Origin of the sequence: Salinibacter sp. 10B, from assembly GCF_002954405.1 — a bacterium.
Taxonomy (GTDB): Bacteria; Bacteroidota; Rhodothermia; order Rhodothermales; family Salinibacteraceae; genus Salinibacter.
This window is the reverse complement of the sequence record NZ_MQWC01000004.1, coordinates 2820846-2845020: the sequence shown is the minus strand read 5'-3', so window position 1 is coordinate 2845020 and position 24175 is coordinate 2820846. Positions and strand designations below refer to the sequence as shown.

General features: G+C 62.3%; 17 protein-coding genes. 10 read left to right on the top strand and 7 right to left on the bottom strand.

All coding sequences use genetic code 11. From position 1 onward, the window contains the following. Positions 1-170 precede the first annotated feature (170 nt). From BSZ35_RS11640 to BSZ35_RS11615, 6 genes are all read right to left on the bottom strand, one after another. Complete coding sequence (locus BSZ35_RS11640) at positions 171-809, bottom strand: DsbA family oxidoreductase (RefSeq protein ID WP_105012594.1); 639 nt, start codon at positions 807-809, stop codon at positions 171-173. Positions 810-913: 104 nt separating this feature from the next. Next, complete coding sequence (locus BSZ35_RS11635; RefSeq protein ID WP_105012593.1) at positions 914-1942, bottom strand: kelch repeat-containing protein; 1029 nt, start codon at positions 1940-1942, stop codon at positions 914-916. A 104-nt stretch (positions 1943-2046) separates the two neighbouring features. Next, positions 2047-3558, bottom strand: coding sequence for a glucose-6-phosphate dehydrogenase (zwf, locus tag BSZ35_RS11630; protein ID WP_105012592.1), 1512 nt, complete (start codon positions 3556-3558; stop codon positions 2047-2049). An 83-nt stretch (positions 3559-3641) separates the two neighbouring features. Further along, complete coding sequence (gene gnd / locus BSZ35_RS11625; protein ID WP_105012591.1) at positions 3642-4553, bottom strand: phosphogluconate dehydrogenase (NAD(+)-dependent, decarboxylating); 912 nt, start codon at positions 4551-4553, stop codon at positions 3642-3644. A 363-nt stretch (positions 4554-4916) separates the two neighbouring features. Further along, on the bottom strand, positions 4917-5279 hold the full coding sequence (locus BSZ35_RS11620; RefSeq protein ID WP_105012590.1) for a thioredoxin domain-containing protein: 363 nt from the start codon (positions 5277-5279) through the stop codon (positions 4917-4919). Between the two features lie 118 nt (positions 5280-5397). After that, positions 5398-7269: a glycoside hydrolase family 15 protein gene (locus BSZ35_RS11615; protein WP_105012589.1), complete on the bottom strand. Its 1872-nt coding sequence runs from the start codon at positions 7267-7269 to the stop codon at positions 5398-5400. 370 nt (positions 7270-7639) lie between these two features. Between BSZ35_RS11615 and BSZ35_RS11610 the strand changes: the two genes are divergently transcribed. The 4 genes from BSZ35_RS11610 (at position 7640) to BSZ35_RS11595 (ending at position 10478) form a co-directional block, all read left to right on the top strand. Next, positions 7640-7978 carry a hypothetical protein gene (locus BSZ35_RS11610; RefSeq protein ID WP_105012588.1) on the top strand — a complete coding sequence of 113 codons (339 nt, stop codon included), beginning with the start codon at positions 7640-7642 and terminating at the stop codon, positions 7976-7978. A 99-nt stretch (positions 7979-8077) separates the two neighbouring features. Beyond that, entirely contained in the window at positions 8078-8458 is a 381-nt protein-coding gene (locus tag BSZ35_RS11605; RefSeq protein WP_105012587.1) for a DoxX family protein, read from the top strand. Positions 8459-8758: 300 nt separating this feature from the next. After that, a complete protein-coding gene (locus BSZ35_RS11600; RefSeq protein ID WP_258096199.1) occupies positions 8759-9538 on the top strand; it encodes a queuosine precursor transporter in 780 nt (259 codons plus the stop codon). A 154-nt stretch (positions 9539-9692) separates the two neighbouring features. Next, on the top strand, positions 9693-10478 hold the full coding sequence (locus BSZ35_RS11595) for a class I SAM-dependent methyltransferase (RefSeq protein WP_105012586.1): 786 nt from the start codon (positions 9693-9695) through the stop codon (positions 10476-10478). Between the two features lie 152 nt (positions 10479-10630). Here BSZ35_RS11595 and BSZ35_RS11590 read toward each other — a convergent pair whose 3' ends face one another. Next, positions 10631-14356: a multifunctional oxoglutarate decarboxylase/oxoglutarate dehydrogenase thiamine pyrophosphate-binding subunit/dihydrolipoyllysine-residue succinyltransferase subunit gene (locus BSZ35_RS11590; protein ID WP_105012585.1), complete on the bottom strand. Its 3726-nt coding sequence runs from the start codon at positions 14354-14356 to the stop codon at positions 10631-10633. Positions 14357-15000: 644 nt separating this feature from the next. Between BSZ35_RS11590 and BSZ35_RS11585 the strand changes: the two genes are divergently transcribed. The 6 genes from BSZ35_RS11585 (at position 15001) to BSZ35_RS11560 (ending at position 24168) form a co-directional block, all read left to right on the top strand. Further along, positions 15001-17835, top strand: coding sequence for a CHAT domain-containing tetratricopeptide repeat protein (locus BSZ35_RS11585; RefSeq protein ID WP_181149316.1), 2835 nt, complete (start codon positions 15001-15003; stop codon positions 17833-17835). 66 nt (positions 17836-17901) lie between these two features. Next, a complete protein-coding gene (locus BSZ35_RS11580; protein ID WP_105012583.1) occupies positions 17902-19059 on the top strand; it encodes an aldose epimerase family protein in 1158 nt (385 codons plus the stop codon). 150 nt (positions 19060-19209) lie between these two features. Continuing rightward, positions 19210-20382: a hypothetical protein gene (locus BSZ35_RS11575; protein ID WP_105012582.1), complete on the top strand. Its 1173-nt coding sequence runs from the start codon at positions 19210-19212 to the stop codon at positions 20380-20382. A 162-nt stretch (positions 20383-20544) separates the two neighbouring features. Beyond that, positions 20545-21951, top strand: a complete 1407-nt coding sequence (locus tag BSZ35_RS11570; protein WP_105012581.1) for a YARHG domain-containing protein — start codon at positions 20545-20547, stop codon at positions 21949-21951. A gap of 702 nt (positions 21952-22653) precedes the next feature. Continuing rightward, positions 22654-23151: a large conductance mechanosensitive channel protein MscL gene (gene mscL / locus BSZ35_RS11565; protein ID WP_105012580.1), complete on the top strand. Its 498-nt coding sequence runs from the start codon at positions 22654-22656 to the stop codon at positions 23149-23151. A gap of 177 nt (positions 23152-23328) precedes the next feature. Beyond that, positions 23329-24168: an MBL fold metallo-hydrolase gene (locus BSZ35_RS11560; protein ID WP_105012579.1), complete on the top strand. Its 840-nt coding sequence runs from the start codon at positions 23329-23331 to the stop codon at positions 24166-24168. Positions 24169-24175 lie beyond the last annotated feature (7 nt).

Sequence of the window (24175 nt, the reverse complement as noted above, 5' to 3'; positions counted from 1 at the left end):
GGCTGGGCAATGGCACGACGAGATCGCTTCTAGGGACGTTGTTGACTCACGTTCAGCGCCCCTCTCCAGAAGAGTTGAAACACCCCACAAAAACTTCCTAAATGCAAAAAGATATCATACCCATAATTTGAGGGAACGTCTGCAAACATTCTTACCAATCCCGCTTGCCTTTACTCGCTCGTCGAGGCAGTGTTGAGGGCGTCGATCGCCTCGACGAATACCTCCGTCGGCTGCGCCCCCGTCACCGCGTGCTCCTCGTTGAACACGTAGCAGGGCACGCCGGTGATTCCGCGGCGCTGGGCCCGTTCTTGACTCTCGCGCACCGCCTCGACGTACGCATCGCCGTTCAGCATCGTACGGGCCTCATCCGGATCGCACCCGACCTCTGCGGCGCAATCAACCAGCACGTCGCGGGTCGAGACATTCCGTCCCTCCGAGAAGTAGGCCCGAAACAGAGCAGTGGCCATGGCGTCGCCCGCGCCCTGCTCTTCCGCCCACAGTACGAGCCGGTGTGCCTCGGCGGTGTTCGGGGCCGCTTCGATCGCTTCGAAGTCGAACGTGAGCCCCTCCTCCGCCCCCAGCTCCCGAATGCGCTCGAACATCTGCTGAGCACGCTCCCAGCTGCCAAACTTGTTCGCGAGGACCGTGCGGAAGTCGCGCCCCTCGGTCGGCATGTCGGGCTGGAGCTGGAAGGGACGCCATCGGAGCGTTGCCTCCACGTCGGAGCGTTGTGTCAGGGCCTGCTGTAGCCGAGCGCGGCCCACGTAGCACCAGGGGCAGGCAATGTCGGCGTAGACGTCAATTGTCATGACAGATCATGTCGTTGGTGAATCAGAATCGCCGGATTTGAAGCCTCCCTCGCATCGACGCCCGCCCACGAGGGGTCTCCGTACGAAGAAGCGGCAGTAGACCATCAGTCTGCGTCGGGAATGAGCGTTTCGACGGTATCGGCCGTGGCCGCGCCGATGGCCGCGGCGGTGTTGCCGCCGATGGCGAAGACGCGATCGTCGAGTGCGGTCCCGGCCAGGCCGTGGCGCGGCGTGGGCATAGGAGGCTGCTCGGTCCAGTCGTCGGCCTGCGGGTCGTAAGCCCACGTGTGCTCATAGACGCCGCCCGCTCCGTCGAAGTACTCGCCCCCGAACACGTAGAGCGTGCCGTCGAGGGCCGCCCCCGCGAGCCCCCCGGACGGTTGAGGCAGGGGGCGACATTCCGTCCAGGCATCGGCGTCCGGATCGTAGCGCTCCAGCGCTCCCAGATTGGTGAGTCCGTTCGTGGGGGTTCGGCCGCCGGCCACGTACAGGTGTCCGTCGAGGACGGCCCCGGTGGCACTGCTGCGAGCAGTGGGCGCGGGTGCCGCCTCGCTCCAGTCATTGGTCGACGGATCATAGACGAGATGCCGGCCCGTCCCGCCCTGCGTATCCGCTCCGTGCAGGCTCCCAGTCACGAGGTGAATTCGATCGTCGACTGCGAGGGCCACGGTCTCCCCGAGCGGAACGGGCATGGATCCGACCCGCGTCCACTCCTCCCCGTCGAAGGCATACATGTCGTCCCGAAACTGAAAGCCGTTTTGCAGCGACTCGCCGACAAATCCTCCGAAGCCGTACACGGTCTCGTTCGCCGTCGCCAGGACGATGTGGTGGCGCGGAGCGGGCAGGTTAGGCCCCTCGCGCCACGTATCGGTCGCCGGGTCGAACAGCGCCGTGTCCGACAGTGTCGCAAATTTCCGGTTGCTGTCAGGCCCGGAACGGAGGCCGCCCGCGACGACGATCTGCTCGTTCCAGGTCGTGCAATACACCTCCTGCATGCGCCCGGGCAGGGACGGCGCCGTCTGCCACTCCGCCGGGGAGGCACCTGCCGCGACACGCCCCGTCCAGGACGTCGTCGCAAGAGCGGCAGCGGCGGTAGCTCCGAGGCGAAGAAATCGGCGGCGGGTGTGCGGCATGGCGAACAACGGAAGACGGGGACAAAGAAACCGGCGCGGGGGTGGGAGCGCGCACTCTTGACGAGCCTGATCGTTTCGCCCCCCCGACTTGCAACGGGCGTCGCTTACGCTCCCTCCGCTGCCCGCTGGGGCACGCGCTCACGAGCCCCCGATGTCCAGTTGGACAACAAGCGATCGACGGCCTCGGGGCCCCAGGTGCCGGCCGCGTACGGGTGCACCGGCCGCTCCGCATCCAGCAGGGGACTGTAGAGCTGCCACGAGGCCTCCACCTCGTCTCCCCGCACAAAGAGCGTGGGGTCTCCCACGATAATGTCGCGGAGAAGCGTCTCGTAGGCATCAGGCACCGGGCCGAAAGCATCCTGGTAGGAAAAGCTCAGCTGCTGAGTCTCCAGGTTCATCGTGCCGTTGCCGTTGTCGCCGGGCGCCTTCACCTCGAAGCGGAGGTCGAATCCCTCGTCCGGCTGCAGGGTGATGAGCAGCTCGTTGGAGCGCGCCTCGCAGTCGGCCCCCTGCGGAATGCACGGCTGTCCATCGGTTTGAAAGAGAGAGACGGGCGCCCCCTCGAAGCGGACGGCAATCTGCGTGAGTTTCGTGGGCAGCCGCTTGCCGGTGCGCAGATAGAACGGCACCCCTTGCCACCGCCAGTTGGGAATGTTGAGGCGCAGGGCCGCGAACGTCTCAGTCGTCGAGTCATCGGGCACGTCCGGCTCCTCGCGGTAGCCTGAGACGGACTCCCCCTCCACCGTACCGGACTGGTACTGGCCGAAGACGACGTCGGTCTCCGGATTCGGCTGCTGAACGGCATTGAGCACTTTCACCTTCTCCTGCCGGATGGCATTGGCATCCATGCTCGACGGCGGCTCCATGGCGACGAGCGTAAGGAGCTGGGTCAGGTGGTTCTGCACCATGTCGCGCACGTGGCCCGACTGGTCGTAGTACCCGCCGCGTCCCCCCACACCCAGACCCTCCGCCACCGTAATCTCGATGCGCTCGATGTGCTCCCGATTCCAGAGCGACTCAAAAATCGCGTTGCCGAACCGGAAGGCCATCAGGTTCTGCACCGTCTCCTTGCCGAGGTAGTGGTCGATGCGGTAGACCTGATCCTCATCGAAGTGGCGGTGGACGGTCTCATTCAGTTTTTTGGCCGAGGGCAGGTCGTATCCGAACGGCTTCTCGACCACCACCCGCGTCCAGCCGGGACTCTCACTCAGCCCAGCCTCCCCAAGCCCCTCAACCGCAGGCCCGTAAATGCTCGGGGGGAGCGACAGGTAGAAGGCCCGATTGCCGGGCAGGTCGAGGTGACGCTCCAGCTGATCGATACGATCCCCCAGGGCGGCGTAGTCGTCGCCGTCGTCGCCGAGGCACTGATAGAAGAGGTTGCGGGTGCACCACGTCGACACTGCCTCCTCGGAGTATCCTTTTTCACGAAGGGCCTCTTGTGCCGACGTTCGAAACTGCTCGTCCGACCAGTCGGAGCGAGCCGCGCCCAACACCACGCAGCGCCGGGCCACATCCTCATCTTGCATGAGATGATAGAGCGCCGGAATGAGCTTGCGCTTCGTGAGATCGCCCGTGGCGCCGAAGATGACGAACAGGTGCGGCTGAATCTGTGGCATGATCGAACTGCGAATTTCGAATTGCGAATGGGGAGCGGGGAGTGACGACGGTGCGGTCGGTCCAATTCGACATTCGCAATTCGTCACTCGTCACTGCTCTTGACGTCATGCCCGCCGAACTGGTTGCGCATGGCAGCGAGGAGCTTATGCGTGTAGGAGTCTTCCACGCGGGAGTCGAGCCGCGAAATGAGCGCATCGGTGATCACCGGGGCCGGCACGTCGAGGTCGATGGCCTCCTTCACCGTCCAACGGCCCTCCCCCGAGTCGTCGACCCACGGCGCGACGTCGGGCAGCTCCTGATCGTCGTCCAGTGCGCGAGCCGTCAGGTCCAGCAGCCACGAGCGCACCACGCTCCCGAAGCGCCACGTCTCCGCCACCTGCTTCAGGTCCAGATCGAATTCTTCCTTCGCGTGCATGATGTCGAAGCCCTCGGCATAGGCCTGCATGACGCCGTACTCAATGCCGTTGTGCACCATCTTGACGAAGTGCCCACTGCCCACCTCGCCCATGTGGCCCCAGCCCTTGTCCGGCCCCGGCGCGAGCGTTTCGAGGGCCGGACGGAGCACGTCGACGGCGGCCTCCGCTCCCCCCACCATCATGCTGTACCCTTCCTCCAGGCCCCACACGCCGCCGGAGGTGCCCACGTCCACGTAGTGCAGGCCAGCCTCTTGTACGCGCTCGGCCCGGCGAAGCGTATCTTTGTAATTTGAGTTTCCGCCGTCCACGAGAATGTCCCCGTCCTCAAGTTGCGGAAGCAGGTCGTCGATGGTGGCATCCACCGGGTCGCCCGCCGGCACCATCATCCAGCACACGCGCGCCGGGTCAAGCTGGTCGACGAGAGCGTCGAGCTCGGTCGCGCCGTGGGCCCCGTCCTCCTCAAGCTCCTGAACGGCCTCTGCGTCGAGGTCGAAGCCGACCACCTCGTGGCCGTCCTGCAGGAGGCGGCGCGACATGTTCGCGCCCATTTTGCCGAGTCCGATCATTCCGATTTGCATGGTCAGGGAAGCGTCGTTTTGACAAACAGAGCGTGTGGGAGGACAGAAGCGGTCCGATCTCCAATCCTGTGTGGAGCCTTCGAGTTGACGAGGCCGACCACATTGCATCGCGACGAGAGGGCTGTTGCCCGCACCGCTAGGAGCCAACGTAGGGAGAAACCCTCGTACGCACAACCCCACGGGCCGTTGCCAGCTCCAACGCCATAGTGGCTGAACCTGCCTCCCGTCGCTTCCACATCCAGCCGGAGAACCGGCTGGCAACGCCCCCCACTCAAGACTGCATCGGGGCGAACAAGAACTGCATGGACGGTTGGAGAACCAACGCATTGAGGGGGCCTTCAGCATTCGCCCTTCCCTTTCTCCCTACGTCTCACACGTCGGCGGATTACCAAAGAAGACCTCTTCGTCGATCCGGTCAACGAAGTTTTGTATTTTCTCGGCCCCCTGCAACACCGACTCGACTTCCCCATCCCGAAACACAATGAGCGTGGGCACGGTCTCCACCCCTAGCGAACGCGCCGCTTCCGGATTCTCGTGCACGTTGAACGTCCCCACTACGCCATGCCCACTGACCCGACAGGCGAGACGGTCGATCGTATCGAGCGTGGCCCGACAGGCGGTGCACCGCGGCTCCCAAAAGTCGATTAGGACCGGCCCTTCGGACGACTGGACAGTATTCCGAAGCTCGTCGAAGCTGAAGGTGTGAGCGTGTTCGACGTCGGGCATAGGAAGAGCGAAATTGCGGAGCGAGTGCGATAGTCGAACGAGAGACCCGTACGCCTCTCGGTAGAGCCGGAGGCACAGACGTTACGATTGGGGGAGTCTGCAAGAAGTGTACCCACAATCACTGCCCGTCCAGCGTGCGATCGAGGTTGTAGGCAGCGCTAATGAGCGCGAGGTGCGTAAACGCCTGGGGGAAATTGCCCAGGGCCTCGCCGTGGGTGCCCGTCTCTTCGGCGTAGAGACCCAGGTGATTGGCATAGCCGAGCATTTGCTCAAACACGAGGCGTGCGTCTTCCAAACGAGATGGATCCGCCTCGCTGGCCCGCGTGAGGGCCTCCACGAGCCAGAACGTGCAGATGTTGAACGTGCCCTCTGCTCCGTCCATCCCATCGTTGGTCTCGTGCGCGTCGTAGCGGTAGACGAGCCCATTGGACACCAGTCCCCCGTCGTCGGGCGAGGCGAGGGTTGCATCCAGGGTCTTGAGAAGCCGATCGTCGCCCGGCGAGATAAAGCGCACCAGGGGCATCATGAGGGTCGACGCATCCAGCGCCTCCCCCCCAAACGTCTGAGTAAAGGCTTCTCGCTCCTCATTCCATCCCCGGGTCATAATGGCCTCGTAGATCTCGTTCCGGCACGCCCGCCACCGCGGCTCATCGGCTGGAAGGGAACGCTTGCGGGCCAGGCGCAGCCCTCGATCCACAGCTACCCAGCACATGAGCTTTGAATACAAAAAGTGCTGCTGTCCCCCTCGCACCTCCCACACCCCTTCGTCGGTCTGGTCCCAGTTGTCGCAGACCCAGTTCACGAAGGTACGCACCGACTGCCAGGTCTCGTAGGAGATTGGGACGCCGTACTTGTCGTGTAGGTAGATGGCATCGATGAGCTCCCCGTAGATGTCGAGCTGGAGCTGGTCGTAGGCCCCGTTGCCGATGCGAACGGGCGCGGAGTTTCGGTAGCCTTCCAGGTGATCTAGCGTTTCTTCGGTCAGGTCCGTGCGCCCATCAATGCCGTACATGACCTGCAGGGGCCCCTTTCCGGCCGCCTCCTCGGTGTAGAGTTGCGACAGAAAGTCGATAAAGTTGCGGGCCTCCTCCGTAAATCCGATGCGCAGGAACGCATAGAGGGTAAAGGTGGCGTCCCGAATCCAGGTGTACCGATAGTCCCAGTTCCGCTCGCCACCAATGTCTTCGGGCAGGCTGCAGGTGGGCGCCGCCACGATGGCCCCGGTGGGCTCGTAGGTGAGCAGCTTAAGGGTGAGGGCCGACCGGTGCACCATCTCGCGCCAGCGGCCGGTGTAGGTGCTCTGCGAGAGCCAGTCGCGCCAGTACTGCACGGTGTCGCGGAAGGCCTGGTCGGCCTCTTCGGGCGAAAGGGTGCGCACGCAGCGCCCCCCTGGCTCAATGTCGCGCAACACGAGCGTCGTACTCTCGCCCTCGTTCAGCGTGACGTCGCCCCTCACGCCGTCCCGATGCTTCTGCAGGTTGACGGCCGCAGCCAGATTCAACGCATGGTCCGACGTGCGGAAGCAGGCCCCCTCCCGAATGAGTTCCGTTTCGTGCTCGTCGCGTGCGTAATTGAACGCCGGCTGGCAGTCGATTTGGAAGACGACAGTGCCGCGCACCGCCCGCACCGTGCGGATGATCTGGCGGTGCCGCGGATCGTTGGCGCGGCCCGTCACTGGCATAAAGTCGCAGACCTCACCCACTCCTTCCCCCGACAGAAAGCGCGTCACTAGCACGTTGGTCTCCGGCCAGTAAAACTGCTTGGTCGTCATCGTGTCCGTCTGGGGCTTGATCTGAAAATGCCCCCCCTTTTCAGCATCCAGAAGACGAGCAAAGACGCTGGGTCCGTCAAACCGGGGCAAGCAGCACCAGTCGATCGACCCCCCCTTGCTTACAAGAGCAACCGTGTGCATGTCGCCAATCAGGCCGTAATGTTCGATCGGTCGGTAGTCCGTCTTGATCGCAAGCTTCGACGTGGGGGGAACGGACATCTACGCGGAGTGAGGTTGATGCAGGAAGAACGGACGATACCATCATGACCGTGAGGGAGGGGGCTAAGCGCCCCGGTGCCGACGCTTCGCCTCACGAAGTTGTGAGCAACCTACAGACTACGTCGGCCCCGAAAGACTGTTCGGGGGAGGCACGACCGCAGCACGCAGTGCTGTGCCTCCCTCCCCCAGTATCCGCAAATTTCCCGCCGAAAACCGATCAGACAACCGAGGCGGAGAGCCCCTTCCTGCCCAACCACTTGCACACGCTCGGTGGGCGCATCGCCCCCCGATCACTTCAGGAAACACACTTCGTGCTTCTGTTTTACAGTTGTCGAATTATCGAACAATGACCATAAACTAGTAACGATTCATGAACGAGTCCCCTCCGATTGCCTGCGATCCGTCGGCGATCGACGACGAGCACCAGGAGGACCACCGTCGAGTGTCGAATGCCCTCTTCGGTCAGATTGTCGATCTTCAAGAGCTGCCCGACGGGTATGCTTTTCAGTTGCCTGCAGAAACGGATGTAGTACAGGCCGCCGGTGTGTTCGTCTCTCGCGAGCGCCTGTGCTGCCCGTTCTTTCACTTCACGCTAGAGGTGTCATCCAGCGGAGGCCCTGTGTGGCTGGAAATGACGGGCCGCGACGGCGTTAAGGGATACATTGAGGACGCCGTCCTTCCGTACTGGAATCTGGCGCAGGGCATGTAACGACCGCGTTCTCCTTTCCACTGACGACTGCTTTTGCTGGGCGGAGAACGGCCCATCTTCCTTCCACCACAATACGTCTCCACAACCTCGACTCACACGATGAATTCCAAGTATCTCTACTGGGGTGCTACCGGCCTCATCGCACTATTTGCCGCGTTCTCCGGGACGATGTATTTCATTGCCGACGCTCCTGCGCAGACCATCGAACGGCTGGGATACCCCGACTACTTCCACATCCTCCTCGGCATTGCTAAGCTCGTGGGAGCAGCAATCCTGCTCATTCCACTTCCCCGCTCGCTAAAAGAGTGGGCATACGCCGGGTTTACCTTCGACTTCATCGCCGCCTTTATCAGCCACCTCATGGTGGGCGACCCGGTCTCCTCCCTTGTCATGCCCGTCGTGGCCCTCGTCCTCCTCATGACATCGTATACGGCCTATCACCAGTACGTGCTGGCGGAGGAAACGGCTGTGACTGCGTAAATCTCCTGCTTCAATGAAAGAGAGCAAAGCACCGACATACGCGTGAATCCGTGATACGTGAGGTGGCGTGAGTAGCATCTTCGCGCCTCACGTATCACGCCTCACGTATCACGCCACAGATCAGAGGCGGTCGCTGAGAAGCGTTGTCTTTCGGTTGACGATACAGCTGTGCGCGTATGGGGATGGGGAAATGTCCCGGTCGCATTGTTTCCGTTACGAATGGAGCATCCAGGAAACGAACCGGGCACCTCCGGTTTTGGAGACTGTGAGACTTTTCATCCACAGCCGCCCCCGTTGCCCGTGTCCGATTCTGCAACCGAGACCGCCGAGCCCGACGTGACCTTCCGGGCGCACGACCTCGACCGGCTCCGCAACGCCGACCCCTCCCGTGCCGAACGGGCCTTCACGGTGCTGGCCGGCATCTTCATCGGGGCACTCGTCATCACCAACGCCATCGCGAGCAAGTTCTTCGTCCTGTTTGGACAGGAGCTCTCGTGCGGCATCATCGCGTATCCGGTCACGTTTCTGGCCACGGATCTCATCTCAGAGATTTACGGCCGGAAGCGCGCGAATACGGTCGTCGGGGCGGGCTTCGTAGTGAGCGTGTTCATCACCATCGTAGTGTGGATCGCGAATGCCGCCCCTACCTACGCGCAGTCTCCTGTAAGTGGGGAGGCCTTCAACTCGGTGTTTGGGCTGCTGCCCGGCATCGTGCTCGGCTCCATGATCGCGTACCTCACGTCCCAGTTCATCGACGTGCAGATCTTCGAGTTCTGGCGCAAGCTCACGGGCGGGAAGTACATGTGGATTCGCAACAACGGCTCCACCTTCTTCAGCCAACTGGTCGACACGATCATGGTCGTCACCATCGCGCTCGTCATCTGGCCGGAAGTAGACGGCAATCCCGGCACTTCCCCCCTTGGCTTCGAAACGTGGCAGGGCATCGTGTTCGGGCAGTACGTCTTCAAGATCGGCATCGCCGCACTCGACACGCCCCTCTTTTACGTGGCCACCCACTACTTGACGAATTGGATTCAGGAAGAGGAGGCCGCGCTGGAGGCGAACGGAGTGCCACAGTAGCCTCCTTGTTTGGGCGAAGGGAGAAAGGAAAGAGGCAGTAAACGAACGGGAGGGGGCGGTCCGGGCAATGATTTCAGGCTCGTTACCAACCGTGGAACCGGCCGAGTCGTCTGATTGGGGTGAATGGCTTCCAGCCTCAACCCCCTCTGCTGCCATGTCAGTCCATGTTTCCCTTCGACCGCTTCTGAGCGGTGTGCTACTCCTCAGCGTGAGTCTGCTCCTTGTGCCCGCCGCCGGAAGCCAATCCCCCGAGTCTCCGCCGGGCGCTAGCAGCGACACGTCCGGCGTCTATACCCAAAAAGAGCCGAGCCGGAACGGAATCGGGAAGGTCTACATGGGGCGCGAGATCTCGCAGGTGATGGGGCACCGTGGCGCCGCGTGGTTGGAACGGCCCGAACGCAAGACGAAGGAGCGGCCCGACCTCGTCCTCGACAGCATGAAATTGGATCCGACCGACGTGGTGGCCGACATCGGGGCGGGCACCGGCTACATGACGTTCCGCATCGCTGAGCGGGTGCCGGACGGGCGCGTGTTCGCGGTCGACATCCAGCCGGAGATGCTGAGCATCATGCGGCAGCGCATACAGGACCGCAGCATCGATAACGTGTCGCTCGTCCGCGGCACCGTACAGGACCCGAAGCTGCCGGCCGACTCGATCGACGCAGTGCTCATGGTGGACGCCTACCACGAGTTTTCCCATCCGCGCGAGATGATGAACGGACTCGTAGAGGCCCTCGTCCCCGGCGGGCGCGTCTACCTGGTGGAGTACCGGAAGGAAGACCCGAACATCCCGATCAAGCGCCTCCACAAAATGTCGGAGGCGCAGTCAAAAAAGGAGATGGCCGCCGTGGGCCTGGAGTGGGTGGCCACCAAGGAGATGCTTCCCCGGCAGCACTTTATGGTCTTTGAGAAGCCGGAATCGCCTCAACAGTCGGAATAGGGAGCCTTCTTGTCGAGGCCTGACCTAGAGTAGGGACGACCGGCACTGAGGCAGCATGACCTCGTTTCACTCGGCCCCCGGTCGTCCCTACTTTTCACACAAGCAAAGGGGATTCAGGGAGACGATAGGCAACGTCGAGAATGCAAGTGTCTCTAGCTGACATCAATCGCGTCATTCACGAGGTGCTCCTGTTCGCGGTCGTGCACCTTGGCGGAGCCGGTAGCCGGGCTGGCGCTGGCGGGTCGCCCCACGTACTGAATCCGCTGCTCGCAGTGGCCGTGCACGTCGTCCAGTAGCGCGTCGAGGCGAGACTCGACAAACGTCCAGGCGCCCATGTTCTGCGGCTCCTCTTGTACCCACACCGTCTCGTTGACGTCGGCATAGCGTTCCAGCTCGGCCGTAAGCTCGGCGTCCGGGAACGGATAGAACTGCTCCAGCCGCGTGATTGCAATCTCGTCGCGCCGGTCGTCGTCCTCCAGTGCCTTCACGAGGTCGTAGTACACCTTGCCGCTGCAGAGAATGTGGCGCGTGGTGTCGGCGGGGTCCGTCTCCGCCGGAATGACCTCCTGCACACCGCCCTCAGCCAGTTCCTGGGGCGTCGAGACGCACTTCGGATGACGCAGCAGGCTCTTCGGCGTCATGATGATGAGCGGCTTGTTAATGTCGCGCTTCACCTGCCGGCGCAGAGCGTGGAAATAGTTGGCCGGCGTCGAGAAGTTGGCGACAATCATGTTCTGCTCGGCGCAGAGCTGCAGGTAGCGCTCCAGACGGGCGGAGGAGTGCTCCGGCCCCTGTCCTTCATAACCGTGGGGCAGCAGTGCCACGAGGCTGGAGGTCTGCCCCCACTTCTCTTCCGCCGCACTCACGAACTGGTCCCAAACCAGCTGCGCGCCGTTCGCAAAGTCGCCAAACTGTGCTTCCCAGCACACCAGCGCGTCGGAGTCCATCACCGAGTAGCCGTACTCGAACCCAGCCACGGCGTACTCGGACAGCAGGCTGTCGTAGATGAGCAGCCGGGCCTGGTCGTCGCTCAGGTTGTTGAGCGGCGTATACTCTTCCCCGGTCTCCTGGTCGATGAGCACGGCGTGCCGCTGGCTGAAGGTGGCGCGGCGCGAGTCCTGCCCGCTGAGGCGCACGCGCGTCCCCTCCTGCAGCAGCGACCCAAACGCGAGCGCCTCGGCAAAGGCCCAGTCGATGCGCTCCTGGTCGTAGAAGAGGTCGTCGCGCTTGTCGAACTGGCGCTTCAACTTGGGATGGACGTTGAAGTCGTCGGGGAAGTTGGTGAGCACCTCCACCACGCGCTCCAGGTACTCGGGCTTCGTGCCCGTATCGACCTCGGGCAGGCGCCGGTCCCCCTTCCGCTGAATGCGCTGCTCGAGCGCCTCGTCGGCATCCTTCTCCTCGAGGTCCTTCGTACGGTCGAAGGCCTCCTGCAGGCGCCCCCGGTAGTCGTCGAGCATCTGCTCGGCCTCGTCCGGCTCAATGTCGCCGCGGCGCAGCAGCATCTCGGTGTAAAGCTTCCGCGGGGAGCGCTTCTCCTCGATCTTCTCGTAGAGGAGCGGCTGCGTGAAGGTCGGCTCATCTCCCTCGTTGTGGCCGTGGACGCGGTAGCACATCATGTCGATCACCACGTCCTTGTTGAACCGCTGCCGGTACTCGAACGCGAGGCGAGCGATGCGCACGCACGCCTCCGGATCGTCGCCGTTGACGTGAAAGATGGGCGCCTCGATGGCGCGGGCCAGGTCCGTCGCATACGTCGAGCTACGGGCATCGCCCGGCGGCGTCGTAAAGCCAATCTGGTTGTTGATGACCAGGTGGACCGTGCCGCCGGTCGTGTAGCCGCGCAGCTTACTCAGGTTGAGGGTCTCCGCCACTACGCCCTGCCCGGAGAAGGCCGCATCTCCGTGGATGAGGAAGGGCATTACGGCGTCGTGGTAGTCATCCTCCGTCGCCTCCGGATGCTTGTCGCGTAGCAGGTTCTGCTTGGCGCGCGACATGCCTTCCACCACCGGGTTCACCGCCTCCAGGTGGCTGGGGTTCGAGGCCAGCGAGACCTCAATTTTATTGCCATTGGGCGAGGTCACGTAGCCGCCCGCGCCCAGGTGATACTTCACGTCGCCCGACCCTTGCGTGGTGTTGGGGTCGATGTTGCCCTCGAATTTGGAGAAGATCTCCTCGTAGGGCTTGCCGATAATGTTGGCCAGCACGTTGAGGCGGCCGCGGTGCGCCATGCCCATCACCACGTCCTCAACGCCCGCATCGGCGGCGTCGGACAGCAGCGTATCGATGAGGGGAATCATCGTCTCCGCCCCCTCCAGCGAGAACCGCTTGTGACCGATGTACTTGGTGTGCAGGAAGCGCTCAAAGGCCTCCGCCGCGTTGAGCTTCTGCACGATGCGGTGGCGTTCCTCCTCCGAGGGCGGCTCCGCGTTCCGCATCGGCTCAATCCGGTTCTGGATCCAGTCCTTCTCGTCGGGATCAGAAATGTGCATAAAGGCCGTGCCCACCTTGCTGGTGTAGGCCTTCCGCAGAATGGACAAGATTTCGCGGAGCGGGAGCTTCTCCTCTCCGCCCAGTCCACCGGTGATGAACTCGCGATCCAGGTCCCAAATCGTGAGGCCGTACGAGGCCGGGTCCAGTTCCTCGTGGTACTGCCACTCGTACCCCAGCGGATTGGTGTCGGCCTGCAGGTGTCCCCGTACGCGGTACGCACGGATCAACTGGAGCACCGCCGCCTGCTTCTCGGTCATGTCGAGCTCGTCCTGCGGCGCGGACTGGCCGAGCTGCGGCGTCGAATCGGTAGCCATGCTGTACGGCTGGTACGGCACGCCCAGGTCGCCGAACAGCTCGTGGTAAAAGTCGTGGTCGCCCATCAGCAGTTCCTCCATGTAGTTGAGGAACGCGCCACTGGTAGCGCCCTGGATGACCCTGTGGTCGTAGGTGGACGTGAGCGTCATGACCGGAGAGACGCCCGCCTTGCTCGCCACCGCGGGATCGTAGCCGCGATACTCCGGCGGGTAACCAATGGCTCCGGCGCCCACGATCACGCCCTGCCCCGGCATGAGGCGCGCCACACTCATCGACGTGCCAATCATGCCCGGATTGGTCAGTGTGGCCGTCGTGCCCTGAAAGTCCGACAGGTCGAGGTCGTTATTTCGGGCCCGGGCGATGATGTCGTTGTAGATGCCCAGAAACTCGGCAAAGTTAAGGCTGCCGGCGTCTTTCACGTTGGGCACCAGCAGGGTCCGCTTGCCGCGCCGCTCAATGTCGATCGCAAGGCCCAGGTTAATCTGGTCCGGCTTCACGTGCTGCGGTGTGCCCTCCTCATCCCGGCGGAAGGTGGTGTTCATGTCCGGGTACTTCTTGAGCCCCTGCACCAGCGCATAGGCGATGATGTGGGTATAGGACACCTTCTCTCCCCCTACCTGCTTCTGATAGTCGTTGAGGAGGGACCGATTTTCATCGAGCAGCTTCACCGGCATCGTGCGGGCCGAGGTGGCCGTAGGGATGCCAAGACTGTCCTCCATATTTTCGACGATCTTGGCTGCCGGGCCGCGAAGCGCCTGTACCTCCACCTCGTCCTCGTCCACGGAGGGTGCCGAGGCGGCGCGGATGGCGGGCGCGGCCCCGTCCCCAGTGGGCTCCGACGGCGCCTCGCGCGCCTCCGGTTTTGCGTCCGGAGCCGGCTCGGTCGACTGATCGGACGGCGGGGCCGTCGGCTCGCCATCGCCCGTCGTCTGTGTCGTCGGGACGAACGAGGCGTCCGGGTGGTAATCCGCAAAGAACTCCCGCCAGCTCTCACTCACACTGTCGGGATCGTCCAGGTATTGCTTGTACAGTTCTTCGATGTAGCCCGTATTGAATCCGAGGGAGCTCACAGTGGACCGAAAGGAGTTTAGTGGACAGAAAACAGCGGCAGCCTCAAAGGGCACCTATGAGGTACGGCGCACTGCCCCCGAGGATTCAGGCCGAGACGATTGAACATTGGGATCCCTGTCAAGAAGGAACGAGGGCCGGGGCAAACAGAACATCTGCGGGGGCTCTGCCGCCCTAACATCACCGTCGGCGAGGGTACGAGCGTCTGGTTTGCTTTTCTACACGGCTGGGGCTATTGCAACGACATGGAATCGCTCATCGCTCCGAACCTCTGTGTATGGCATTCCCCCGCCCCCCCTCACAATCGCACAGAGCGGTCCTAACGATCAATCAAGCTGCGAGAAGCGGGCCGAGGTTGAAGTGAACACGCTGTGTTGAATATGGATGAACGGGCATGCTCGCCCCTTGAGCTATGACGGCCTCAGGGAAGAACGGGAAACGGGCCTTTGTTTTTCGAAGACGACAGCACACCCCGGAAATGGCTCGTGGAGGGTTCGGATTATGGAAAATGATTTGTACGTTCGAAAATGATGAAGAAAAGGATCTGTCTGCCGTCCCGACTCCGGGTCCCCACCCCCCGGCCGGGAGACATCGTCAACAGACCTTTGCAGTCGTCTGGCACTTTATTGCCCATCCTCACTACGCTATGCCTATCCACTCGTCGTGGACCACGGCACTCCTCGGGGGCATCCTTTGTCTCGCAGTATTAGGGCCCCCGTTGCCCCTTCACGCTCAGCCTTCCGATTCGTCCTCGGTACGACAGCAAGCGGATGCGGTTGCTGCCCGAGCGGATTCCCTCGAAGCAGCGCGGGAGTTCTCCTCGGCCCTTCAGGCCTATCAACGGGCACGTCAGCTCTACCTCAGGGCCGGATCCTCAACCCAGGCCGCCAAAACGATTGGCCAGATCGGGGTGGTGCATTACCGGGCGGGCGACTATTCGGAGGCCCTTGCTGCCTTTCGAGAGGCTGCCGCGGCAACCCGGGCAGCCGGGGCCCGCGAAGAGGGCGCCAACCTCCTCAACAACATCGGGCTCATCGAGTGGCGTCGGGGGCAGTACGACCAGGCCCAAAAGCACTTTCGGGAATCGATCGAACTGCACCGAACCCTGGGCAACCAGGAGAATGTGGCAAAGGGGCTGAATAATCTCGGTAATGTGCAGGACGAACGCGGCCAGTTCGACCTAGCACTGCGCAATTACCGCGAAGCCCTGGAGTTGGCTCGCACCTTGGACCTTCCGGACGATGAGGCAAGCTACCTGAACAACATTGGACTCGTGCTTCGGAGTCAGGGTCGGTACGCGGAGGCCCTCCGCTATCATCGCAAGGCCTTGAAACTGCACCGGTCGCGAGACGACAAAGAGGGCGCAACGGCCGCACTCAACAACATCGGAATTGCGCTGAAGGGACAGGAGCGCTACCAGGAGGCCCTAGACGTATATCAGAAGGCGCTTCGGATCAACCGCGAGATCAACGACCCGTCTAGTATTGCCGCCAATCTAAGCAATATTGGGGAGTTGCATCAGTGGGAGGGGCGCCACCAAGAGGCCCAACAAACCCTGCGGCACGCAATCCGGATCAACCGAAAGCTGAACGATCGAGCGGGCGTGGCCATCAACCTCGTCGCCCTGGGGGAGGTGTACCGAAGCCGAAAAAAATACAAAGCGGCCCTCGACACGCACCGGGCGGCCCTGCAGATCAACCGAGAGCTGGGCCGACGAACCGGTATCGCCACGGCCCTCGATGGAATTGCCCTTACGTACTACGCCGACAGGCAATACGCAAGGGCAGACTCGGTGCTTCAGGAGGCCATTTCGGTCACGGAGACCCTGTTGGAAACGGCGTCCGGAACCAATCGGCGCGACTTCGTTGCGCAGGAAATTGGCCGTTTTTACTCGCTCGTAATGACTCGCGTCCAGGCAGGACGCGAGGCGGCCGCCCTTCGGGCGTACGAACAGGGGCGTGCACGCCTGCTGGCCGAACAGATTGCGGAGGAGGATTCATCGCTACACGTTCCCCCCGTCGACTCGCTGCAGAACGCCATCGGGGAAGATGAAGCCGCGGTTCTCTATGCCAACACGGACACGGAGCGTCCCATCATCGCTCTTGTCGTGACCCGCGATTCGGTGCGGGCACAAGAGATTGACGACGAGCCCATTTTGGAGCAGGCAGAGCGTCGCTACGCCTCTGCCCTCGACCGACTGCGCCGACACGACGAGACCCCCTGGGCTGCCCGTCGCCCCTCGATGCTCCGCCAGGCGAAAGGCGTGCAGGTCGGGACCGGCACAGACGGCACCCTCGCCGCCCTCGTGCGCCTCTATCGTCACGACGTGTCGGTCCCCCCGAAGCGGCAACTACTGTCCACCGAGCGCCGGGAACAGCTTGGGCAGTTTTTCCACGAGTTGCTCCTCGACCCAATCTCAGAAGAGCTTGCCGTCGCCGACGAGTTGATCGTCGTGCCCGATGGGGCACTGAGCTATCTCCCGTTTGAGGTGCTACAGAACTGGAACGGCACACGGGTGGTCGAGCAGTGGCGCGTGCGGTATGCTCAATCCCTTCGGGTCCTTCGCCTCCTACAGCAGCGCCATGCCCCCGAGGAGACGGCGGACCGCCGATCCCTGCTTGCCCTCGGCGGCGTCGTGTACAATCCCGGCACGTACGCCGCCGACACGTCCGGACTCGACTCCGGACACTCGCTGGTTGCAAGTGCCCGCACGGCCCGCCCCGATACGATTTCCCAGTCGGAGCGTATGCCGTCCTCTTCCCCATCGACGGAGCCGGCTGCCACCTATCGAGAGCTGGGATACGGCCCCGGACGCTGGCAAAACCTCTCGGGGACGCTCACAGAGGTCCGGTCGCTGCAGCGGATGACGAGTGCTTCGACGCTGCTGGTGGGCCACCAAGCAAGCGAGCGCACCCTTCACCGGATGTCGGACGCGGGAACGCTCGACGACTACCGAGCCTTGCACTTCGCCACCCACGGCTTCGTGGTACCGGAAGAGCCGAGTTTATCGGCCCTCGTGCTCTCGGAGGTGGGAACGGCACAATCCGGCACCGCCGCGACGACGGACCGGTCTACGGATGGCCCCCGCGCAGTCGATGGCTACCTGAACATGCGAGAAATTGCGACCCTGGAGCTAGATGCAGAGTTCGTGGGGCTGTCTGCATGCCGAACGGGCCTCGGACGCATCTACCGCGGGAGTGGGGCTGTCAGCCTTGCACAGGCCTTCCTCCGAGCCGGAGCCGGATCGGTTGCCGTGTCGCTGTGGGCCATCTACGACGCGTCGTCGAGCCGCTTCATGGAATCGGTCTACCGCCGGGCATGGACGTATGGAATCTCCTGGTCGGAGGCGATGGCACAAACCAAGCGCGCCTTTGCGGCGGGTCACCACGGCGAGCGCCTGCAGGCCCCCCGCTTTTGGGCACCGTTCGTCCACTACGGGTGGGACGCGGGCGACGCACGACGGCACCGGGCGTCTCACTGAGACGCCGTCGACGTCAGCCGGCCCCTTGGAACCGCAATTGCTTTTTTTCCTCACACTAGAACACGAATGCTCCGAATCTCTCCCCTCTTCCTGATGACCTTCCTGCTCTGTGCCTGTACGGGCGGCGGCGAGTCTCCCTCCGCACACGTGAAGCAGGAGAATTTCGGCGTCACACCGGATGGCGACTCGGTGGATCTTTACACACTCACCAACCCGAACGGCGTGACGATGGAGGTCACCAACTACGGGGGCATCATCACCTCTCTCCGTGTCCCGGACCGAACCGGCACCCTGGACGATGTGGTGCTAGGCTTCGATTCCCTGTCGGCCTACACCAGCACGGCATATCGGGCGGCCAACCCCTACTTTGGGGCTCTTATTGGACGCTACGGCAATCGGATTGCCGGGGGCACTTTTTCGCTGAACGGAACGACGTACACGTTGGCCACCAACAATGGGCCCAATCACCTCCATGGGGGCCGCGAAGGCTTCGATCAGGTGGTGTGGAGCGCCGAGCCGTTTCAGAAGGACGACCGCGTGGGCATCGTCTTTTCCCACACCAGCCCGGACGGCCACGGCGGCTATCCGGGGCGGCTGGACGTGGAGGTCACGTACACGCTCACGCCCGACAATACGGTGGCATTCGATTATCACGCCACGACCACGAAGGCGACCCCCGTGAACCTCACGCAGCACAGCTACTTCAATCTGGACGGAGATGGGGACGGTCCCATTCTCGACCACGAGTTGCAGCTCTACGCCGATCGGTTTACACCGGTGGACTCGACCCTCATCCCAACTGGGGAGTTGCGCTCGGTGGCGGGTACACCGTTCGACTTTACCGAGCCGACCCCGATCGGCGCCCGAATTGAGAATACCAACAAGCAGCTTGAGTACGGCGGCGGATACGACCATAATTTCGTCCTTGCGGAACACCCGTCCGATACACTACGGCTTGCCGCCCGAGTCTACGAGCCGGACACAGGGCGCCTCCTGACTGTACGCACCACTGAGCCGGGCGTGCAGTTTTACTCCGGCAATTTCTTGGACGGGTCGTTTTCCGGAAAGGGCGAGCTCTACGAGAAGCGGGAAGGACTGGCGCTGGAAACGCAGCACTTCCCCAACTCCCCCAACCAGCCCCACTTTCCCTCGACGATCCTCCGGCCCGACGAGGAATACACCTCGCGCACGACCTACCAGTTCTCCGTCCGGGACGCGCAGTAGTGGCGCGCGCAATATCCTGCCCCTTTCGGCTCCCAGACGCCCTCTCCTGGAGCGGCCCAGATGGATTCCCAGAGTGGGTCTCGTGCCGATTCTGCACCCACCCCCAGAGCGTGCCCCCCACCCGTTTGCTTCTATCGTTTTCCCTCTGCTATGTACGAGTGTTGTCCATCGCAACTCACCGAAATTGAATCCCTCGAGGCGCTCCGCCACCACGTCAACACCCACGGCAATCTGAAAAACGTCGTCCTACAAGGCCTCGACCTGACGAGCGACGCCGCCGAAACCGTGCTCCTGTCGGTCGACGTCGAAGATGCGTGCTTTCTGGGCTGTCGGCTAAGCGCGGCAGCCGAGCGACACGTTCGGGAAACGGGGGGAACTGTTTTTCCTGCCTTCGTGGGACTGCCGTTCAATCCGTACCGTGCCTCCCTCTACACCCCCAGTGAGTTGATGGACGGCTATGAACCGGGCGCGCCCGACACCCGAGAAGACACAGTGGATGCCCGCATTTATCGTTACTTTTCCGAGCGACAGCTCGACGGGCGCGACGCCCCTGTGATGGACGCACTCGCCTTCCGCATTCACGACCACGCCATCGACGATGCCCTGCGCGACCTGCTGCACGACGGATCTTCCCGCAAAGTGGTGGGCGTGATGGGCGGTCATCGACTGGGGCGTGACACGGCAACGTACCGACAGGTGGCACGCATCGGATGGCGGCTGGCGCGGCAAGACTTTTTCGTTGCTACGGGGGGTGGCCCCGGTGCAATGGAAGCGGCCAACCTTGGTGCCGCCCTCGCTCATTACGAAACCGCCCTCGCTCATTACGAAAAGAGTGCCGTCCACGATGCCGTCGACACGTTGGCCGACGCTCCGCACTACAAAGACGAGTCCTACTTCGACCGCGCCTTCGCTGTGCGGGAGCAGTACCCCGAGCGCACCGAGAGTCTCGCCGTTCCCACCTGGTTCTACGGTCACGAGCCGTCCAACCTTTTCCCCACGCATGTCGCCAAGTACTTCGCCAACTCCATCCGAGAGGATGGGCTACTGGCCATCGCCAAGTACGGCGTCATCTACGCTCCCGGCAGTGCCGGCACGATCCAGGAGGTATTTATGGATGCAGCACAGAATCATTATGAAACGTTCGGGGCGGCCAGCCCAATGATTTTCTTCGACGAAGACTACTGGACGCACGAGAAGCCGATCTATCCGCTGCTTCAAACGCTGGCTGAAGGCACCCCCTATGCCGATGAACTGCAAGTGACCGACAGCGTCGACACCGTGGCGTCGGCCATTGCCGATCATGCCCCCACGCGGATGTCCTGATTTGGACGTCTGCGAACACACGGACAGTTGCGACGAATCGGCATACCTCCTCGCCCTCCAGGAACTATTCAGGAACCTTCTATACCTACCCTCTATAAAAATTTACTGACTTGTAATTTTATTTTGAATACACTTCTCATCGCCCCGTCGTCGCTAATCCCTATGACACTTCGTTCCCTTCTTTCCCCGATGCTCTTCAACGGGACGGGGTGGGCCCTGGGAGCAATCGTGCTCTTGTTCGGTAGCCCTATCGGGCTTGCAGGAGGTGTAGTGAAGGCACAATCCGCCGATCTGGCCGACTCGCCCTGCTACCCCGATCATCGGATGACACGGCAGCACCTGCAGGGGCGGCAGCTTCGCACGCTTTCGCTCACTCGAAATGCCATTTATGCCCGCGCCGGATATGAGTTTTCGACCATTTGGATCGACAAACACTTCCGCTCCCACGCCTGGTACGAGCCGGGGTCCTTCGACCCCGACGCCCTCTCGGCTCGGGACAAGCACAATGCAAAGCTCATCGCGGAATTCGAGGCAGAACTGACGCTCGGCCAGCTGCGCGCCCGACGTGCCGTACACTGGCGTCTGAAAGAGAAGGTGCCTCCCATTGAATGGGACCGCGTTTGGAATCGACCGGAGGCACGCATGGAGGCCCACCTCCTCAAAAGCGCAATCACCAACCGCCAGTCCTCCGCTGAGGACGCACGACCCGCTCCTTCCGAAGCCCCCTCCGGCTTTGCGAACAGCCTCCGAATCGGCACTGCTGTCGAAGCACTGCCCGAGTCGGTCGAACGTAGCAATCGGGGAGGGATACGATTTGAGGGTTCTGTTGCCGATACGACCCTCCTGCAGTGGGGGCCACGCGTTGCGGCGTACGCGGACTCGACCGGTCACCTCCGGCAGGTAGTGGCAGAGGTGCGGGTGCCATTCTCGCGCCCTGAATTGATGGAACCGGCCCGGGACGAACAAGAGGCACGGGACTTCGCCGCTCTTGACCGAGAAATTCTGGCGATCGTCGATCGCCTTGGGGAGCCCACCCACTACGGAAATCTCCAATGGACGGGACCGGAGCCGTACGACCCGATGCGGTGGAAATCGGGGGAATACATTGCGGAGGTCTGGCCGCTGTTTGATTCGGGACTGGCACAAGACGCAACATTGGTCCTCCACACCGGAGCCCCAGATCGCCTGTGCGGGGCGAAAGATGGGTTCGACGCGTGGTTCGACCGCTTTACTCAGGCACTTGAAGAGGGAAATACCAAACAACTGGCGGACTACTTCCACTTTCCATTTGGGGATGGCAGCAATCCCACCCTTTCCTCCCCGACGTTCCGAAGGCAGGTGGCTCGGTCCTTTCCGGACCGACAAACGTTTTTGAGGGAAGTGCCCGACACTCATCCGTTGGACCCACAGACCAATACCGACCTGTCCTCCCCTTGGTCGTTGGCCCTCGACGATCCGTTTGAAACAAAATGCCATCCGTACCTGGGGCATCTTGCCCCCACGAAAAATGGGGGGCGGTACGTCTTCCAGCGCATTGAGGGTCGGTGGGCGGCCGTGGGCATCGAATAATCCCAATTCCCGTGGATCATGATATCTCTCGTGGGGGCCAAACCAATTACGAGGGCCTACTTCCCCCGGTTGAGATCCCGTATCGGAGTGCGGGAAGCCCCCGTTCCAAAGACGACGATTCCTTCACGGAACGGAGCTGGACCTATACACTCCTCTTCAGTCGACGGTACAATCCGCTCAAAGAACCGAATTGCGTAGTGCGGTCTCACAGTCTAGTGCTGCGCCCCAAGGATCGTGGCGCGGAATTCTTCAAAACGGACCATTGCCCGGATAAGATGAATCGCGTAGGCACATTCAGGACCCACTTCCGAGAACCATCGCAACCGCTCAGTGCCCCCAATGAGAACTTGGAACTGGAAGCACTGCTGGTAACGCGTCCGACTGGAAGGTGCGGCCGTCACGAGATTCTGTAGTTTTGCGTGCCGGCCCCCCGACGGTCGAAGGCGGGCCCAGCGTCCTCGGAAATGGCATTCCCCATCATTCTGATGCACGCCACTCCCAGGATCCCGACACCGCGAGTCGGATTTTGTATACAACCAACACACCGCCTCCTCCGAAGCGCTGTTCTGCTGCTATTCTCCGGTAACGGGACACTTTGCAACGATTCTCGAAGAGTGTGGACATCCTGCGGGCATTTCACGTTAATGAGGCGCCCCAATAAATACGTCTGGCACTGCTCATTCCTACAACACGAGGCCGACCATGCTTGACGAGTACAAAACGTTTGCAATTCGTGGAAATGTTGTAGACATGGCCGTAGGGATCATTATCGGAGCCGCCTTCAACGGCGTCGTTCAGTCCCTAGTGAAGGACGTGCTCACTCCCCCGCTCGGCCTTCTAATGGGGGATGTAGACTTTACCAATCTATTTCTCGTGCTAAAGGACGGCACGACGCCCGGTCCGTACGCCACCCTGGAGGCCGCCCGGTCGGCCGGCGCGGTGACGTTAAACATGGGGGTGTTCCTGAACAGTCTCGTCAGTTTTTTGATTGTCTCGTTCGCGGTCTTCCTGCTCGTACGGTACATTAATCGCTTGCGCATGCCAGACGTCGCTCCCGAACCGGCCGCACCCACGGTCAAAAAATGTCCGTACTGCGTGTCGGACGTGGCCCTGACGGCCACACGGTGCCCGCATTGCACCTCGCAAATTCCGGAAGAAGAAGGGGCTGCGGACACGACCGCGGCGGCCTCTGAAAAATAACGCACCCGGGCACATAATCGGCATGCGTTTTGATGCCTTCGCTTCCCCGAATGACGCTGCGGTTCGCGCTTCACTCGGGAATTCACCGCGGGGACCATCCGCTGCACAGTTGGACCGGAAAAGGGAGCCCCGCCTCTCTTTTCCCTTCGGAATTCTCTTGCATGAACCCGTTCATCGATGAGCAACGAACGGATTACGTACGGCCCCGTTGAGGGCCTCCGGGCCGGCCGATACGGTCTGGGACTCAACCTAAAGGCCGCCTGCTATCGGATCGGACGAACGCTCATCGACACCGGGCCGCCCAATCAGTGGCGGGCGGTTCGTCGCTTCGCCATCGAACAGGATGAAGAGCACGGGATCGACCGCGTGCTTCTGACCCATCACCACGAGGACCATGCCGGCAATGCCGCCCGCCTTCGCGAGCTGCTCGACGTGCCGGTGTACGCACCCGAGAAAAGTCTCGACCGTCTCCGCCGGGGCATCTCCCTCGAAACGTACCGCTGGATCGTGTGGGGACGTCCTCGTCCGATAGAGGCCGAACCGGTCCCCGAGTCCCTGACGTTGGCGGACGGCACCTCGCTCCGTACCCTCCCCGCCCCCGGGCACACGGACGACATGGTGTGCTACCTCGCTCCGGCCCACGACCTCTTATTTGCCGCCGACCTGTACGTGACCCGTCGTCCCGAGTACCTGCGGATGGACGAGCACGCCCCACGCTTGATCGAGAGCATCCACAACGTCCTCGAACACGACTTCGACACCGTACTCTGCTCACACCAAGGCGTGGTCGAAGACGGTCGACAGGCCCTCGCGGACAAGGTAAAGTATATGGAGGCCCTGTGCGGGGTCGTTCGGCGGCGCTACCGCTACGACAAGCTCGCGGTCCCCGAAATCACCGACGAGATCCTGGGCCGGGAAGGCATGCTGTACTGGATGACCGGCGGCGACTTTTCGAAGCACAACCTCATCGCCTCCTGCCTCGACGAGGTTGCCGACGCAAGTGCCATCGTGGACTGAGTGGCCC

Excerpts from the sequence above, each read along its gene's own strand:
- zwf (WP_105012592.1), bottom strand. The coding sequence starts at position 3,558 with ATGCCACAGATTCAGCCGCACCTGTTCGTCATCTTCGGCGCCACGGGC.
- BSZ35_RS11605 (WP_105012587.1), top strand. The coding sequence starts at position 8,078 with ATGAATTCCAAGTATCTCTACTGGGGTGCTACCGGCCTCATCGCACTA.
- gnd (WP_105012591.1), bottom strand. The coding sequence starts at position 4,553 with ATGCAAATCGGAATGATCGGACTCGGCAAAATGGGCGCGAACATGTCG.
- BSZ35_RS11610 (WP_105012588.1), top strand. The coding sequence starts at position 7,640 with ATGAACGAGTCCCCTCCGATTGCCTGCGATCCGTCGGCGATCGACGAC.
- BSZ35_RS11570 (WP_105012581.1), top strand. The coding sequence starts at position 20,545 with ATGACACTTCGTTCCCTTCTTTCCCCGATGCTCTTCAACGGGACGGGG.
- BSZ35_RS11640 (WP_105012594.1), bottom strand. The coding sequence starts at position 809 with ATGACAATTGACGTCTACGCCGACATTGCCTGCCCCTGGTGCTACGTG.
- mscL (WP_105012580.1), top strand. The coding sequence starts at position 22,654 with ATGCTTGACGAGTACAAAACGTTTGCAATTCGTGGAAATGTTGTAGAC.
- BSZ35_RS11575 (WP_105012582.1), top strand. The coding sequence starts at position 19,210 with ATGTACGAGTGTTGTCCATCGCAACTCACCGAAATTGAATCCCTCGAG.
- BSZ35_RS11560 (WP_105012579.1), top strand. The coding sequence starts at position 23,329 with ATGAGCAACGAACGGATTACGTACGGCCCCGTTGAGGGCCTCCGGGCC.
- BSZ35_RS11595 (WP_105012586.1), top strand. The coding sequence starts at position 9,693 with ATGTCAGTCCATGTTTCCCTTCGACCGCTTCTGAGCGGTGTGCTACTC.
- BSZ35_RS11580 (WP_105012583.1), top strand. The coding sequence starts at position 17,902 with ATGCTCCGAATCTCTCCCCTCTTCCTGATGACCTTCCTGCTCTGTGCC.
- BSZ35_RS11635 (WP_105012593.1), bottom strand. The coding sequence starts at position 1,942 with ATGCCGCACACCCGCCGCCGATTTCTTCGCCTCGGAGCTACCGCCGCT.
- BSZ35_RS11620 (WP_105012590.1), bottom strand. The coding sequence starts at position 5,279 with ATGCCCGACGTCGAACACGCTCACACCTTCAGCTTCGACGAGCTTCGG.
- BSZ35_RS11615 (WP_105012589.1), bottom strand. The coding sequence starts at position 7,269 with ATGTCCGTTCCCCCCACGTCGAAGCTTGCGATCAAGACGGACTACCGA.
- BSZ35_RS11585 (WP_181149316.1), top strand. The coding sequence starts at position 15,001 with ATGCCTATCCACTCGTCGTGGACCACGGCACTCCTCGGGGGCATCCTT.